A 15,222-nucleotide genomic window follows, 5' to 3' on the forward strand; every position below is an offset into this window, starting at 1 on the left:
ACCCCTGTCTTTATATACAGGGATTAACGCGGATATTCCGTTAATAATGCGTTGAGCCGCTCAGCCATCAATTCCGCACGCCAGCCACTGATTAATTCCGGTAAATTTGTCTGCGGTTTTAATTGCCAGTGCCAGTTAAGTAACTGATTAATTTGCCGACGAGAAGCAATTAATTCTGCGCTCAGCCCTTTGCTTTCGCTAACGTCCTGTACCAGTGCCTTGATAGCTTTAAAGGCTTTGCGATAGCCGGGCATATCCACCAGGTTCAACAGCGGCTCCGGCAGCGCGTCTTCCGGCAGAGCCTGCGCCTGTGCAACCAGAGACAGCAGCGTTTTACCGTGAAAACGGATTTCGCTACCGGAAAGGCCAATGCTGTCGAGCTCACCCATGCTGCCCGGCATATAACGCGCCACGGCCCACAGATTCTCTTCACGAACAACGAAATTGACCGCCAGGTCACGCTCGCGGGCTTTACGCAGACGCCAGTCCGCCAGCAAACGCAGGCATGCCAGTTGGCGGGTACGTAACTGCCAGGCGTTGCTGATGTCACGCCATGCCTCTTCCGGCGCCAGAATTTCGCCACGCCGTTGCATCATCAGGCGGCATTCGTCCAGCGCGGCATTGAGCCACCCTGCTTCTTCGGTTTCAGCCAGCAATTTTCGCGCGATAGGCAGCAGATACCAGACATCGGCCGCCGCATAATCGCACTGACGTGTCGTTAACGGACGGGCCAGCCAGTCAGTGCGCGACTCGCTTTTATCCAGCGCCACGCCGGTGTACTGCTCCACCATTGCCGCAAACCCCCAGGAGAGCGCACGCCCGGAGAAGGCCGCGAGAATTTGAGTATCGATCATCGGCTGCGGCATGGCGCCGAAAGCGTTGAGGAAGACTTCGAGGTCTTCACTACCGGCGTGGAGGAATTTTGTTACCTGAGTATTGGTAATCAGATCGCGGAACGGTGCCCAGTCAGTGATGGTTAACGGGTCGATTAACGCCACATTCTCCCCGTCATGAAGCTGGATTAAACCAAGCTGGGGATAATAGGTACGGGTGCGGACAAATTCAGTATCAAGCGCAATAGCATCGGTGCCAGCCGCAGCTTCACACAGCGCTGCCAGCGCCTCGTTCGTCGTGATCATCTGGTAATTCAAATCGTCTTCTCTTTAGTTTGCGCCCACAAAAAACGCCGGATTAACCGGCGTTCTGGCGACTAACGCATAGCTCAGGCTTTATTGTCTACTTTGCCGCGCGCTTCGTCACGCAATTCTCGTCGTAAAATTTTACCGACGTTGGATTTCGGTAGCTCAGCGCGGAACTCCACCCTTTTCGGCACTTTGTAACCCGTTAACTGACGGCGACAAAACGCGATAAGCGCTTCTTCGGTCAGCGAGTCGTCTTTTTTCACCACGAAAATTTTAACCGCTTCGCCGCTGGCATCGGAAGGCACGCCTACGGCCGCCACTTCCTTAACGCCTTCATGCTGCATTACGACATCTTCAATTTCGTTCGGATAGACGTTAAAGCCGGAGACCAGGATCATGTCTTTTTTGCGATCGACAATACGCATAAAGCCTTCGCCATCCATCACCGCGATATCGCCGGTGTACAACCAGCCATCTTTGATGATTTCATCGGTCGCCGCCGGGCGCTGCCAGTAACCCAGCATGACCTGCGGGCCTTTCACGCACAATTCACCCGGTTCACCCGGTGGAACTTCATTGCCGGCATCGTCCACCAGCTTCACTTCTGTCGACGGGACCGGCAAGCCGATACTGCCACTGTGGTAGTCAATATCATGCGGGTTGACGCTCACCAACGGCGAGCATTCTGTCAGACCGTAGCCTTCCAGCAGGTATTCGCCGGTAAGTTTCACCCAGCGCTCGGCAACGGCCTGCTGTACGGGCATGCCGCCGCCCGCAGAGAGGTGCAGCGAGGAAAAATCGAGTTTGTGGAAATCGTCGTTGTTGAGCAATGCGTTAAACAGGGTGTTTACCCCGGTCATGGCGGTGAAAGGGTATTTCGCCAGCTCTTTCACCAGCCCCGGAATATCGCGCGGGTTGGTAATGAGCAGGTTCTGTCCGCCCAGTTCGATAAACAACAGGCAGTTCATAGTCAGGGCGAAAATGTGGTAGAGCGGCAACGCGGTGACCACCAACTCTTTACCGCGATGCAGCAACGGACCGTAGGTTGCATTCACCTGTTCCAGGTTGGCCAGCATATTGCGGTGCGTCAGCATCGCCCCTTTGGCTACCCCGGTCGTCCCGCCGGTATATTGCAGAAACGCCAGATCGTCGGTCGTGACTTCCGGCTTGATATACTGCAAACGGTAGCCCGCCTGCAGCGCACGGCGAAACGAGATAGCATCCGGGAGATGGTATTTCGGCACCAGGCGCTTCACATATTTAACGACAAAGTTAACCAGCGTGCCCTTCGCCGGAGAGAGCTGATCCCCCATGCGGGTCAGGATCACATGGCGAACCTGCGTCTTGTCGACCACTTTTTCCAGCGTGTGGGCGAAGTTGGAGACAATCACAATGGCGGATGCGCCGCTGTCGTTAAGCTGATGTTCCAGTTCGCGCGGTGTGTACAGCGGGTTGACGTTCACGACTATCATGCCCGCGCGCAGAATACCGAACAGCGCCACCGGATATTGCAGAAGATTCGGCATCATCAGCGCCACACGATCGCCCTTTTGCAACCCTAAGCCCTGTTGCAGGTATGCGGCAAAAGCGCGGCTACGCTCTTCCAGCTTGCGGAAGGTCATCACCTCCCCCATGTTGACGAACGCAGGTTGGTCGGCGTATCGCGCAGTCGCGTGTTCAAAGAGTTCAACCAGGGATTGATAACGATCGGGATTAATATCCGCAGGCACATCGGCGGGATAACGGTTTAGCCAAACCTTCTTCAATGCATCACCTCTAAACTGTGTATTTGTCGTCATCACAACCCCTGTTAATAAACAAGTCGTTAACATTATATTAACTCAGCGTACCAGTTTATTAATTGTTCGAATTGAAGGTTGCGAAGCGCATCACTAATTATTTTTGTTATGGTTTTCAAATAAAGAAACAGCGGACCAGCCGCTGTTTCATTTTTCATGCAGAACAGATCGTTACTCTGTTACAACACTCTGTTCATAGGCGGGGCCGGGATTATACCAGCCCCAACCGCCGTACCCGCGATGCCACGGGTGTGGCCCCATCATCCACGGATCCATCGGTTGCGGCGGCAGTACGACCTGCTTTGTGATATGCCAGCGTTTATAGCCATCAGCACGGATCACCGCGAATTTATAGGCAGCGCCGCCCACCTGACCGTCATAGATGCCGGTAATCGGCCCGACGACGGTCACCAGTTGGTTCTGGAAGTCCACCGGGTCGAGGAAGCCATTCACGTCGGCCATAATACGCCCGACAGAGGTTGCGCCCAGGATCGGTCTCGCCCCGTCATCTAACGGCACGGTGGCTATCTCAAGGCGGGTTTTCCCTTGCTGATTCTCAATTTTCACCACTTTGCCGCCGAAACGGGCTTCCTGACCGATATAGAGATTTGGCGCATTCATCACGCGCACCAGATCATCCTGCGGCGTCGGACTGGTTCCTTTGATCGCGTCAGGCACAGAAACACACCCACTTAACGCTGCGGCGACCACACCCACCAGTAACCAGCGCATACCTCTTTTTTGACTCGCCATGATGCGACTCCTTCACTCAGCCTTGTAATTACTGAGATTCATTCCCGGCCCGGAAGTTTCTTCCAGGCTACTTCGTTACGCAAATAAACCGGCTCGGCATGCTCAACGGCAACGGTATGCCCCAGCGAAAGCTGATGGTGCGCGATAGGCAGCATATCTTGTGCTTCCGGCAACGATATGCCGCCGTCTGTCAGCGTCAGGCCGGTATCTTTTGCCATATCCGGCCACGCTTGCCAGCCGGTGCCGACGGTTGCCCACTCGCCGGAGAGCGCGCTGAGGCGCGCGGTCACCGCGTCGGGTTTGAGGACCGCTTCGGTCTCTTCGCCGTGCCAGACGCCGTCGGCATCACGCTGATATTCCGCCCAGTAGACTTCGCCCATACGGGCATCAATGGCTGCCAGCACACGGGTGGCCCCCGACTTACGCCAGGCACCTTCTGCCATCGTCGCAAGCGTAGAGACGCCAATCATCGGCAACTCCGCGCCCAGCGCCAGCCCTTGTGCAATACCAATACCAATGCGCACGCCGGTAAAGCTCCCCGGACCACGGCCAAAGGCCAGCGCATCCAGTTCAGACAGCGCAACGCCGCCCTCGGTGAGAACATCCTTCACCAGCGGCAGAATACGTTGCGTGTGTTCACGTGGGCAGAGTTCGAAATGAGCAAAGAGGGTTCCGTCGTTGTTCAGCGCGACGGAACAGGCTTCTGTGGCGGTATCAATGGCCAGAATTCGCATGGGTAATCGCAGTCCCGGTAAAACAAAATGGCGCGCATATTAACACAGTCTGCGCCAAATTACTCCGTCACAGAGGCCGCAAGAAAGGCAACCGCGCGGCGAATATCCCGCGTACGCGGTGCGGGCGGCAGGCTTGCGAGGAACACCGCGCCGTAAGGGCGCATCACCAGACGGTTATCGCAAATGACCAGCACGCCCCGGTCATCAACGTCACGAATCAGGCGCCCCACCCCCTGTTTGAGGGTAATCACCGCATCCGGAAGCTGGACTTCATCAAATGGATCGCCACCGCGCAGGCGGCAATCTTCCATCCGCGCTTTGAGCAGCGGATCGTCCGGCGAGGTAAACGGCAGTTTGTCGATAATGACCAGCGACAGCGTGTCGCCACGCACATCCACCCCTTCCCAGAAACTGCTGGTCGCCACCAGCAAGGCATTTCCCGCGGTGATGAATTGCTGCAACAACTGCCCTTTGCTGGTCTCTCCCTGCAGCAAAACGGGCAACGTCATGGTGGCGCGGAACTGCTCAGCGAGATCACGCATCATGGCGTGGGAAGTACAGAGCATAAAGCAGCGACCATTGTTCGCTTCAATGATCGGTTTGAGCATTGCCGCCAGTTGGCGGGCCGCTCCTGGTTGATTAGCCTGCGGCAGGTTTCGTGGCACACAAAGCAGTGTCTGGCGGGCGTAATCGAACGGGCTTGGCAACAGCAGCGTTTGCGCTTCTTCGATGCCGAGCCGCGCAGTAAAGTGGTGCAGATCATCGTTCACCGAGAGCGTCGCCGAGGTAAAAATCCAGCTACCGCTTTTCTGCGCCATCACCTCTTTGAATTTGTCCGCCACGGTAAGCGGCGTCAGCGCCAGGGTAAAATGACGCGAGGTGCATTCATACCAGTAACTAAAACCGGGCTGATTGATCTCTTTTAGCCGTTTGAGCCGTGCGCGGTACAACGTTGCGCGCTCAAACGCCGCGTCGAGGAGGGCCGAACGTCCAAGCGACAGTTTTGCCACGTCATAACAGAGTTCCAGCGCATCATCGAGTAGCAGCAACGCCCGCTGGATATGGGCATCGGCCAGCAGTTCTCGCAGGTTGCCGCGATATCCCGGCTCACCCAATTGCAGGCGGAAATCCTGTGCGCTCTGCGCCAGCCTGTCGGCGCATTTTTGCAACTGCTGGGTATCACGTAACTCGGTGCGGTAGGCAATGGTGAAATCTTTGGCTAAATCCAGTAACTGGCGGCTGGAGATAGACTGGCCAAAATACTGGCTGGCGATATCCGGAAGCTGATGCGCTTCATCGAAGATCATCACTTCGGCTTGCGGGATAAGCTCGCCAAAACCGCTCTCTTTCACCACCATGTCTGCCAGGAACAGGTGATGGTTGACCACCACCACATCGGCATCCATCGCTTTTTTGCGCGCTTTTACCACGAAGCAGTCTTTGTACATCGGACAGTCGCTGCCCAGACAGTTGTCATTGGTGCTGGTCACCAGCGGCCAGACGGCAGAATCTTCCGCCACGCTGACACAGGTGCTGATGTCGCCATCTTTGGTCTGATTTGACCAGGAGCGTAATAAAATGACGTCACTGAGGGTTTGCACCGGCAGATCGCCCCCCGCCAGCGCCTGCTGTTCCAGTCGCTCAATGCAGAGGTAGTTTGAACGTCCTTTAAGCAACGCGGTATGGCCGGTGAATTTGAGCGCGTTTGCCACCGTGGGTAAATCACGGCTGTAAAGCTGATCCTGTAGGGCTTTGGATCCCGTTGAGATGATCACTTTTTTGCCGGCGCGCAACGCCGGAGCCAGATAGGCATAGGTTTTCCCGGTCCCGGTGCCCGCCTCTACCACCAGCGGCTGTGTGCGGGCAATTGCGTCACTGACGGCATGGGCCATCTGACGTTGTGGTTCACGGGGTTTAAAACCCGGTATCGCTTTGGCCAACTGACCGTCTGTTGCAAAATCGTCCGTCACACTGCCCCCACACTGGATAAATCGCCAGCGATTATGTCAGGGCATTGGGTTTTGCGCCAGTCTGTGGCAGTCTTGCCCGCAATCATAAGGAAAACCATGAGGAATAAAATATGACCATTACCCGCATTGATGCCGACGCCCGCTGGTCAGACGCAGTTATCCATAACCAGACGCTCTACTACACGGGTGTGCCGGAAAATCTTGATGCCGACGCCTTTGAACAAACCGCCAACACCCTGGCGCAGATTGACGCCGTGCTGGCCAGACAGGGTAGCGATAAGACGCGTATTCTGGATGCGACAATCTTTCTGGTGGATAAAAGTGATTTCGCGGCGATGAACAAAGCCTGGGACGCGTGGGTTGTCGCCGGTCATGCGCCTGTACGCTGCACCGTTCAGGCCGGGTTGATGAACCCGAAGTACAAAGTCGAAATTAAAATTGTTGCCGCCGTCTGACAGGACACAATCCGGCGCGCATCCCGCGCCGGAATTTATTCCATATCCAAAAAGTCGTCGTACTCAAGGTAATGGTTAAGTGCGCGGATAATTTCACTGTCGCAGGCGTCAGGCTTTTGCTGGATCGCCAGTTCCACAACGGACTGAAAATGTTCGCCCATACAGGCAAAGTGGTGGTATCGCCCCGTTGCTGCCGCGGCTTCGGCGTCATCGCTGGCAACCACATAAAGCGCATCGCCCGCCTGAAAAGCCCCGTCGTGTGTTGAATACACATCATAGTAGAGCGATTTACCCTGCCCGGCCTTCACGCAGGCAATCAGCGCGTCGATGCCAAGCGCCATATTTAACCGCAGAGTTTCCAGCACCGGGCCCGCAGGCACAAAGGTAACGCGAGCGCCAGTGGCCTGTAACTCGCGCTCCAGTGGGCGCAAGCGCAGGCGAAAATCCTCACCCACACAAATCGGCGGGCTGGCGACAAAACTCAGCGCGTCAGCCAGCGGTAAATTCAGCGCTTTTCTGAGGACCTGAACCACTTTGATTTTCTGCGGGCCGATATCGGTAATGAGCAGACGCCCCGCCTGCCAGTCCTGCGGATCTACGTCAGGGACGTTATCGTCGTCGCCATCGTCTGCCTGGCGCGCTTCCCGAACCTCAAGCCAGAATGGACTGTCCGCTTCGGTATGCGCCTCAAGTAACGCCAGCGTGGTCGCCTCATCGGCATGGCATAGCTGACGTAAAAGGGACTGAAAGGCGTGCAAACCGGGTGCGATGCGTTCTGCCTGCCAGCGACCCGCGCCGTGTGCGGCATAATAGACCGGGTAGCCATCTGCCGCTTCGTTCAAATCGATAAAGAACGGATCGTCCAGTCCATTAAGGGCTATCAAATACCAGCCGGGTTGCCACATCCCGGCGGTGTCAGCCACCAGGCTTTCCCCGGTGACGCCGTGCCAGCGAAAACCGCAATGCCACGCGTGCCATTGCTCTGGTTGTGGGTAGTGAAAAGGAAGCGTGAGATCGCCGGGGATAACGGCCTCGGTGATAAACGCAAGGATCGCATCCGGTACTGTCTCAGGCATCACGTTTTCCATTCACCGCCTCCGCACTCAGGGTTTACTCGTCTTCATCTTCGTCTTCAAAGCGCGCCACAATACGTTCGCCTTTATGGGTGGCGCGTAATTCATCCGCCACCTGCGAGATGGCCTGACCGCTGCTCATGCCCTGTGACATTAATTCCTGAATACGCTCGACGGCTTTTTGCTGCTGTTCGTGGCTGAGGGAAGGTAAACCTGCAAACATCGTGAACTCCTGCTAAATTATTCGCGCTAATTATTTCATGCGCCGTGGCTATGCGCCAGCGATCGCGTAAAGAGCCAGGACTGATGAAGACGTTTTCCCCCGCTGTTATACCGTTACCGTGGCATCCCGATGCCGCAGAGCACTATTTTTCTCTGATACATCATCTGCCGTGGGCGATGATGCTGCACTCTGGTCACGCGGACCATGCCTGCAACCGTTTTGATATTCTGGTCGCCGATCCTCTCTCAACACTTGTCACCCGGGGTGAACAGACTACCATCGCCGATGCGGATGGCGCGCGCGAGTCCACAGAGGATCCGTTTAGCCTGGTGAAGCAGGCCATCGACAAGGCCGGGATCCGCCCACAGGCTAACGACGATCTACCGTTTCAGGGCGGGGCGCTCGGACTGTTCGGTTACGATTTAGGGCGTCGCTTTGAAAAACTGCCCGCATTTGCGCAAAAAGACATTTTACTGCCGGATATGGCGACAGGAATTTATGACTGGGCCGTGGTGGTGGATCACCATAAACAGCACGTCACGCTGCTGAGCTACCGGGAGCCGCAGACGCGTCTGGCCTGGCTTAACGCCCAAACGCCGCCGTCCGTCGTCCCGTTTAGCCTGACCTCCCCCTGGCAGGCAAACATGACGCGCTCTGAATATGGTGAGAAATTTCGTCAGGTACAGGCCTGGCTGCACAGCGGCGATTGTTATCAGGTTAATCTTGCACAGCGCTTTCAGGCGCATTATGTCGGTGATGAATGGCAGGCTTTTTGCCGCCTGAACCGCTCGAATCGCGCTCCGTTCAGTGCTTTTTTACGCCTGGAAGAAGGCGCGATTTTAAGCCTGTCGCCGGAGCGGTTTATTCAGCTTCAGGATGATGTTATCGAGACGCGTCCCATTAAAGGCACGCTCCCGCGCCTGCCTGACGCCCGGGACGATGCGCAACAGGCGCAAAAACTGGCCGCATCAACGAAAGACCGGGCCGAGAATCTGATGATTGTCGACCTGATGCGCAATGATATTGGTCGGGTGGCAGTGCCCGGCTCCGTGCGCGTGCCGACGCTGTTTGCCGTAGAGCCCTTTCCGGCGGTTCACCATCTGGTCAGTACGGTGACAGCAAAGCTGCCTGCCACATTGCATGCCAGTGATGTGCTACGCGCCGCGTTTCCGGGTGGGTCGATTACCGGTGCGCCCAAAATTCGCGCCATGGCGATTATCGATGAACTGGAACCGCAACGGCGTAATGCCTGGTGCGGCAGTATTGGGTACATCAGTTTTTGCGGTGCCATGGATACCAGCATCACCATTCGTACCCTGACGGCGTGGGCGGGGCAAATCTTCTGCTCAGCGGGGGGCGGCATCGTGGCGGACAGCAACGAAGAGGCTGAATATCAGGAAACATTTGATAAAGTTAACCGTATCTTGCAGCAACTGGAGAGCTAAACCGTGGCGCAGCCAAACTTAACCCTCGATGATTTTCTCTCGCGTTTTCAGCTTTTACGCCCCCAGCTACACCCCACCGCCGCAAATGCGCGGCAGGCGGCAGTGCTGGTGCCGGTGGTGCGGCGCGAGCAGCCAGGGTTACTGTTGACACAGCGCTCGCCGCGATTACGAAAACACGCCGGGCAGGTCGCCTTTCCCGGCGGGGCCGTTGATGATACCGATACCTCGCTGATTGCCGCGGCACTGCGCGAAGCGCAAGAAGAGGTCGCCATCCCGCCCGACTCCGTCGAGGTTATCGGTGTGCTACCGCCGGTTGACAGCGTCACCGGGTTTCGCGTGACGCCCGTTGTGGGGATCATTCCCCCTGACCTGCACTACCATGCCAGCGAAGATGAGGTGGCTTCGGTGTTTGAAATGCCGCTTGCCGAGGCGCTACGCCTGGGGCGCTATCACCCGCTGGACATTCACCGTCAGGGCAACGCGCACCGGGTTTGGCTCTCCTGGTATCAGCATTATTTTGTCTGGGGCATGACCGCAGGCATAATTCGTGAACTGGCGCTGCAGGTGGGGCTTCGCCCTTGACTATACTTATCACGAAACATTTTTAAGACAGCGGAATGTGGCCGCGCGCTATTAGTAAAATCGGGGTCAGGCATTAGTTTAATTCATGTGAATAATTAAGCTGCCTTCACGCTTCCCTCTTACACTATGCGCAGTTATTACATCGTTACTGGAACCCCCGGTAACCCTGTCAGGAGTGTTAATGTGATTAGTATATTCGACATGTTTAAGGTGGGTATTGGTCCCTCTTCCTCCCACACTGTTGGCCCGATGAAAGCCGGGAAACAGTTCGTCGATGACCTGGTCGAAAAAGGATTACTGGAAAGCGTTACCCGCGTCGCGGTGGACGTTTATGGCTCACTGTCGCTGACAGGTAAAGGCCACCATACCGATATCGCCATTATTATGGGTCTGGCTGGCAATGAGCCGGCCACGGTAGACATTGATTCCATCCCTGCGTTTATTCGCGATGTGGAAAACCGGGGCCGCCTGTTGCTGGCGCAGGGCCGCCGGGAAGTCGATTTCCCGCAGGATAACGGCATGCGTTTTCACAGCGATAACCTGCCGCTGCACGAAAATGCCATGAGCATCCACGCGTGGAATGGTGAGCGCGAAGTCTACAGCAAGACCTATTACTCCATCGGTGGCGGTTTTATTGTCGATGAAGAACATTTTGGTAAAGAAGTGCTCAACGAAGTGACCGTTCCCTACCCGTTCAAATCCGCCAGCGATATGCTGAATTATTGCAAAGAGACCGGCCTGTCACTCTCTGGCATGGTGATGCAAAACGAACTCGCGCTGCATAGCAGGCAGGAGATCGAAGCGTACTTTGGTCATGTCTGGGCGACCATGCGTGCCTGTATCGATCGCGGGATGAATACAGAAGGCGTGCTGCCTGGCCCACTGCGCGTCCCGCGTCGCGCCTCGGCGCTGCGCCGTATGCTGGTCGCCAGCGATAAATTATCCAGTGATCCAATGAATGTGATCGATTGGGTCAATATGTTCGCGCTGGCAGTGAATGAAGAGAACGCTGCCGGTGGGCGTGTGGTGACAGCGCCGACAAACGGTGCCTGTGGTATTGTCCCGGCAGTGCTGGCTTACTATGACCACTTTATCGAATCCGTCAGCCCGGACATTTATATCCGCTATTTCCTTGCCGCAGGCGCGATTGGCGCACTGTACAAAATGAACGCATCGATTTCCGGTGCCGAAGTGGGTTGCCAGGGTGAAGTGGGTGTCGCCTGCTCAATGGCGGCGGCGGGCCTTGCGGAGTTACTGGGCGCCAGCCCGGAACAGGTGTGCGTGGCGGCGGAAATTGGCATGGAGCATAACCTTGGCCTCACCTGCGATCCGGTAGCCGGTCAGGTACAGGTGCCCTGCATTGAGCGTAATGCTATCGCCTCCGTCAAAGCCATTAATGCCTCCCGTATGGCCATGCGCCGTACCAGCGCCCCCCGAGTCTCACTGGATAAGGTTATCGAAACCATGTACGAGACCGGCAAAGATATGAACGCTAAGTATCGTGAAACCTCTCGTGGCGGCCTCGCCATTAAGGTTCAGTGCGACTAATACTCTTTTCCAGCCCTTCTACGACGGAAGGGCTAAATTCCGTGCCTTTTCTCATCGCATTCCCGCTTTCCCAACTACACTTTCTTTGTTCTGGCGGAAATTCCAGGCCAGTGGCTTTTAAGGCGGTCACGGCATGCAAACAGCACAGAGAATTATTAAAAGCTATCTGCGCAAGCGCTTAGCAATTTGCGTAGCTCTGGCAATGGTGACGCTCGTTTCCACTCTCGCCATTCTCTTTATTTCGGAGCGCAATATTAATCAGCAGAAAATTGTCGCTTTCACCGCACATGCTGTTGAATCATTCGATAAATTACTCTTACCTCTTGAACACAAACGTGACGTGATTCTGCCCCTCGTCGGGACATCTTGCGCCAATGCCCACCTGCAATTGCGCACTCAGGCCGCCAGTTTGCAGACCGTGCGTGACATCGGGCTTATAAAAGACGGGATTCTGTACTGCTCGAGCATATTTGGTTATCGGGATGTGCCCATTAAGCAACTGCAACCCGCGTTACCGTCGACAAAACCAGTCATGATGCTTTCCACCGATCAGTCGCTTTTAAAAAACAGCCCGGTGATGATCATGTGGTATCCCGCCGCCACTGACGGTCAGAGCGGCATTATCGAGGTTGTTAATATCGATTTGCTGACCAATTTAATGCTGGAACCTGATGAGCCCTTGATTACCTCCGCCAGCCTGAGCATGAATGACCGTCATCTGACCTATGGTAGCGGCGTCAGTAATCGTCTGCCGGAGCTGAATAATGAAGAGCGTTATCAACAGGAATCAGAACATTTTCCCTTTATCGTCAGCGTGACCGGGCCGGGAGCAGGCGCACTGGCATGGCGTCATTTGCCGTCGCAATTACCGCTGGGGCTGCTGCTGAGTTTACTGATTGGTTATATTGCCTGGTTGGCCACGGCCAGCCGTATGAGCTTTTCCGGCGAGATCAATCTGGGCCTTGCCGCACGGGAATTTGAGTTATTTTGCCAGCCGCTTCTGGAGGCGAACAATAACACCTGTATTGGCGTCGAAATACTGCTGCGCTGGAACAACCCTCGTCAGGGCTGGATCCCTCCCGATGTTTTTATTCCCATCGCCGAACAGCACAATTTAATCGCCCCACTGACACGCTATGTGATGGCGGAAACCCAGCGCCAGCTTGGGCTTTTTCCGGCGGATAGTACGTTTCAGATTGGTATCAATGTCGCGCCGAGCCACTTGCGCCATGGCATGTTGCTTCAGGATCTTAATCGCCTCTGGTATCACGCGAACCCGGTGCAACAATTAACCATAGAGCTTACCGAGCGCGACGCGCTGCATGACGTGGATTACCGTATGGTGCGCGAGCTTCATCGCAGGGGGGCTAAAATCGCCATTGACGATTTCGGTACGGGCAACAGTTCACTGTCCTGGCTGGAGAGACTGCGCCCGGATGTCTTAAAAATTGATAAGTCCTTCACCATGGCTATTGGTACGGATGCGGTGAACTCGACGGTGACAGATATGATTATCGCCCTGGGGCAGCGTCTGAATATTGAACTGGTGGCGGAAGGGGTAGAAAACCCCCGTCAGGCGCAGCATCTGCGGCAACGGGGGGTGCATATATTGCAAGGATTTCTGTACGCGAAGCCTATGCCAATTAAAGAGTTTCCGCGTTGGCTGGCAGGGTGGACTTCCCCGCCAGCACGGCGTAAAGGGCTAATGATGCCGCTTATGCCATAGGGAAATTACTCTTCTTCGTCGTGAAGCGGTCGCTCTTTAACAACACGTACCAGGTCGACGCGATAGTCATTGGCTTCGATAACGCTGATATGCAGCGGCGCAAGCTCCAGCTTGTCACCCGGACGGGGGATCTGACCATTAATGGCGATCACCAGGCCCGCAACGGTGGCGATATCCTCGTTTTCGTTAACCAAAGTGTCCAGGCCAAGAGTATGTTGCAGAGCATGCAAATCGGTGGCGCCTTTAACCAGCCAGCCATCGCCGTCAGCGACGATTTCCGGCGTTTCGTCAGCATCAGGGAACTCACCGGCAATCGCCTCCAGCACATCCAGCGGTGTTACCAGCCCCTGTACCACGCCAAATTCGTTGGTCACGATGACGAAGCTGCCACGGGCACGGCGCAATACGGCCAGCAGTTTTATCGGGTCCAGCGTTTCCGGCACGACGATCGCGGGCGAGGCCGACGCCATTGCTGCAACGTCCGTCCCCTCTTCCAGCGCCACCAGCATCTCTTTCGCGCGAACAATACCCAGCACCTCATCCAGTTCCCCACGACAGACCGGGAACAGGCTGTGTGGTGAGGAAAGAAGCTGCTGGCGGATCTCTTCCACACTCAGGTTAGCGTCGACCCAACTGATTTCACCGCGCGGCGTCATGATGCTACGCAACGAGCGGGAAGCCAGCGTTAACACGCCATTGATCATGTAACGTTCTTCTTCGGCAAACGCGCCTTCCGGCACTGATACCGGCGACTGACTGTCTGTATCCTGCGTCTGACTGGCCTGACGTTTGCCGCCCATCAGCCGCAAAATCGCATCGGCGGTACGCGCACGCAGCGGCAGCGTTGACTGATGACGAAGAAAGTTGCGGCGGGCAATCTGGTTGAAGAGCTCGATAATGATTGAAAAACCAATCGCCGCGTACAGGTAGCCTTTCGGAATATGGAAACCAAAACCTTCCGCGACCAGGCTCAGACCAATCATCAGCAGGAAGCTCAGACAGAGCACCACCACCGTTGGATGCTGGTTAACGAAGCGGGTCAGCGGTTTGGATGCCAGCAGCATCACCGCCATGGCAATGACCACGGCAGCCATCATGACCGGCAGATGGTTCACCATCCCGACCGCTGTGATCACCGCATCAAGCGAGAAGACAGCATCAAGAATAACAATCTGTACTACTACCACCCAGAAACTGGCATATCCTTTACCCTGTCCTTCGTCGTGTTGACGATTCTCCAGCCTTTCATGTAGCTCGGTCGTCGCTTTAAAGAGCAGGAATATCCCCCCGAGGAGCATGATCAAATCACGGCCAGAGAAGGTGAAATCCATGACGGAGAAGAGCGGTTTTGTCAGCGTGACCATCCAGGAGATCAGAGACAACAGGCCTAAACGCATCACCAGCGCCAGAGAGAGGCCAATCAGGCGCGCTTTATCTCGCTGCTTTGGCGGCAATTTATCGGCGAGGATGGCGATAAATACCAGGTTATCAATACCAAGAACAATTTCCAGAACAACAAGTGTCAACAACCCCGCCCATATTGAGGGGTCCATTAAGAATTCCATGGCAAGCTCCTGCTAAAGGCATGATGAGTCCGCGCGTAGGGGTGCGCAGGCATGATGACAACAAGGGGGTTCAAGGTTAAAGAATGGCTGGCGCAAACAGGCCAAAGGGGGAACTGGCGTCGGTGACGGTCCATACGGCGGGCTGATGCCCTGTACTCCTGATAATGTAAACGGATGTTAAACATATCAGAGAGACTTTGGGTTTTG

Annotated in this window: 13 protein-coding genes; 5 read left to right on the top strand and 8 right to left on the bottom strand. The window is 55.6% G+C overall.

Annotation, left to right across the window (positions count from 1 at the left end):
• Window positions 1-23 precede the first annotated feature (23 nt).
• The 5 genes from rnd to MRY16398_RS17585 form a co-directional block, all read right to left on the bottom strand.
• The gene (gene rnd / locus MRY16398_RS17565; protein WP_125124912.1) at window positions 24-1,151 is read right to left on the bottom strand and encodes a ribonuclease D; all 1,128 of its coding nucleotides are present in this window, start codon (window positions 1,149-1,151) and stop codon (window positions 24-26) included.
• A gap of 71 nt (window positions 1,152-1,222) precedes the next feature.
• Window positions 1,223-2,908 (bottom strand): long-chain-fatty-acid--CoA ligase FadD, encoded by a 1,686-nt coding sequence (fadD, locus tag MRY16398_RS17570; protein WP_125125698.1) that lies wholly within the window; start codon window positions 2,906-2,908, stop codon window positions 1,223-1,225.
• Between the two features lie 204 nt (window positions 2,909-3,112).
• A complete protein-coding gene (locus tag MRY16398_RS17575) occupies window positions 3,113-3,694 on the bottom strand; it encodes a Slp family lipoprotein (protein ID WP_107223342.1) in 582 nt (193 codons plus the stop codon).
• A gap of 38 nt (window positions 3,695-3,732) precedes the next feature.
• Window positions 3,733-4,428 carry a tRNA (adenosine(37)-N6)-threonylcarbamoyltransferase complex dimerization subunit type 1 TsaB gene (gene tsaB, locus MRY16398_RS17580; protein ID WP_125124913.1) on the bottom strand — a complete coding sequence of 232 codons (696 nt, stop codon included), beginning with the start codon at window positions 4,426-4,428 and terminating at the stop codon, window positions 3,733-3,735.
• Window positions 4,429-4,487: 59 nt separating this feature from the next.
• Complete coding sequence (locus tag MRY16398_RS17585) at window positions 4,488-6,398, bottom strand: ATP-dependent DNA helicase (protein ID WP_039079522.1); 1,911 nt, start codon at window positions 6,396-6,398, stop codon at window positions 4,488-4,490.
• 110 nt (window positions 6,399-6,508) lie between these two features.
• On the opposite strand from MRY16398_RS17585, the gene MRY16398_RS17590 reads away from it, so the two are divergent.
• The gene (locus MRY16398_RS17590; RefSeq protein ID WP_039079523.1) at window positions 6,509-6,853 is read left to right on the top strand and encodes a RidA family protein; all 345 of its coding nucleotides are present in this window, start codon (window positions 6,509-6,511) and stop codon (window positions 6,851-6,853) included.
• 35 nt (window positions 6,854-6,888) lie between these two features.
• Here the strand turns inward: MRY16398_RS17590 and MRY16398_RS17595 are convergent, their stop codons facing one another.
• Both MRY16398_RS17595 and MRY16398_RS17600 read right to left on the bottom strand, forming a co-directional pair.
• Window positions 6,889-7,941, bottom strand: coding sequence for a DUF7716 domain-containing protein (locus tag MRY16398_RS17595; protein WP_125124914.1), 1,053 nt, complete (start codon window positions 7,939-7,941; stop codon window positions 6,889-6,891).
• Between the two features lie 22 nt (window positions 7,942-7,963).
• Window positions 7,964-8,149: a YoaH family protein gene (locus MRY16398_RS17600; protein WP_039079524.1), complete on the bottom strand. Its 186-nt coding sequence runs from the start codon at window positions 8,147-8,149 to the stop codon at window positions 7,964-7,966.
• An 83-nt stretch (window positions 8,150-8,232) separates the two neighbouring features.
• Between MRY16398_RS17600 and pabB the strand changes: the two genes are divergently transcribed.
• The 4 genes from pabB to MRY16398_RS17620 all read left to right on the top strand — a co-directional run bounded on the left by pabB (window position 8,233) and on the right by MRY16398_RS17620 (window position 13,450).
• Entirely contained in the window at window positions 8,233-9,594 is a 1,362-nt protein-coding gene (gene pabB, locus MRY16398_RS17605; RefSeq protein WP_125124915.1) for an aminodeoxychorismate synthase component 1, read from the top strand.
• A gap of 3 nt (window positions 9,595-9,597) precedes the next feature.
• A complete protein-coding gene (locus tag MRY16398_RS17610) occupies window positions 9,598-10,176 on the top strand; it encodes a CoA pyrophosphatase (RefSeq protein ID WP_039079526.1) in 579 nt (192 codons plus the stop codon).
• A gap of 183 nt (window positions 10,177-10,359) precedes the next feature.
• Entirely contained in the window at window positions 10,360-11,724 is a 1,365-nt protein-coding gene (sdaA, locus tag MRY16398_RS17615) for an L-serine ammonia-lyase (RefSeq protein WP_039079527.1), read from the top strand.
• 133 nt (window positions 11,725-11,857) lie between these two features.
• The gene (locus tag MRY16398_RS17620; RefSeq protein WP_039079528.1) at window positions 11,858-13,450 is read left to right on the top strand and encodes an EAL domain-containing protein; all 1,593 of its coding nucleotides are present in this window, start codon (window positions 11,858-11,860) and stop codon (window positions 13,448-13,450) included.
• A gap of 5 nt (window positions 13,451-13,455) precedes the next feature.
• Here MRY16398_RS17620 and yoaE read toward each other — a convergent pair whose 3' ends face one another.
• A complete protein-coding gene (yoaE, locus tag MRY16398_RS17625) occupies window positions 13,456-15,015 on the bottom strand; it encodes a CNNM family cation transport protein YoaE (protein WP_079496711.1) in 1,560 nt (519 codons plus the stop codon).
• Window positions 15,016-15,222 lie beyond the last annotated feature (207 nt).

This window comes from Phytobacter sp. MRY16-398, from assembly GCF_003925915.1.
Classification (GTDB): domain Bacteria; phylum Pseudomonadota; class Gammaproteobacteria; order Enterobacterales; family Enterobacteriaceae; genus Phytobacter; species Phytobacter diazotrophicus.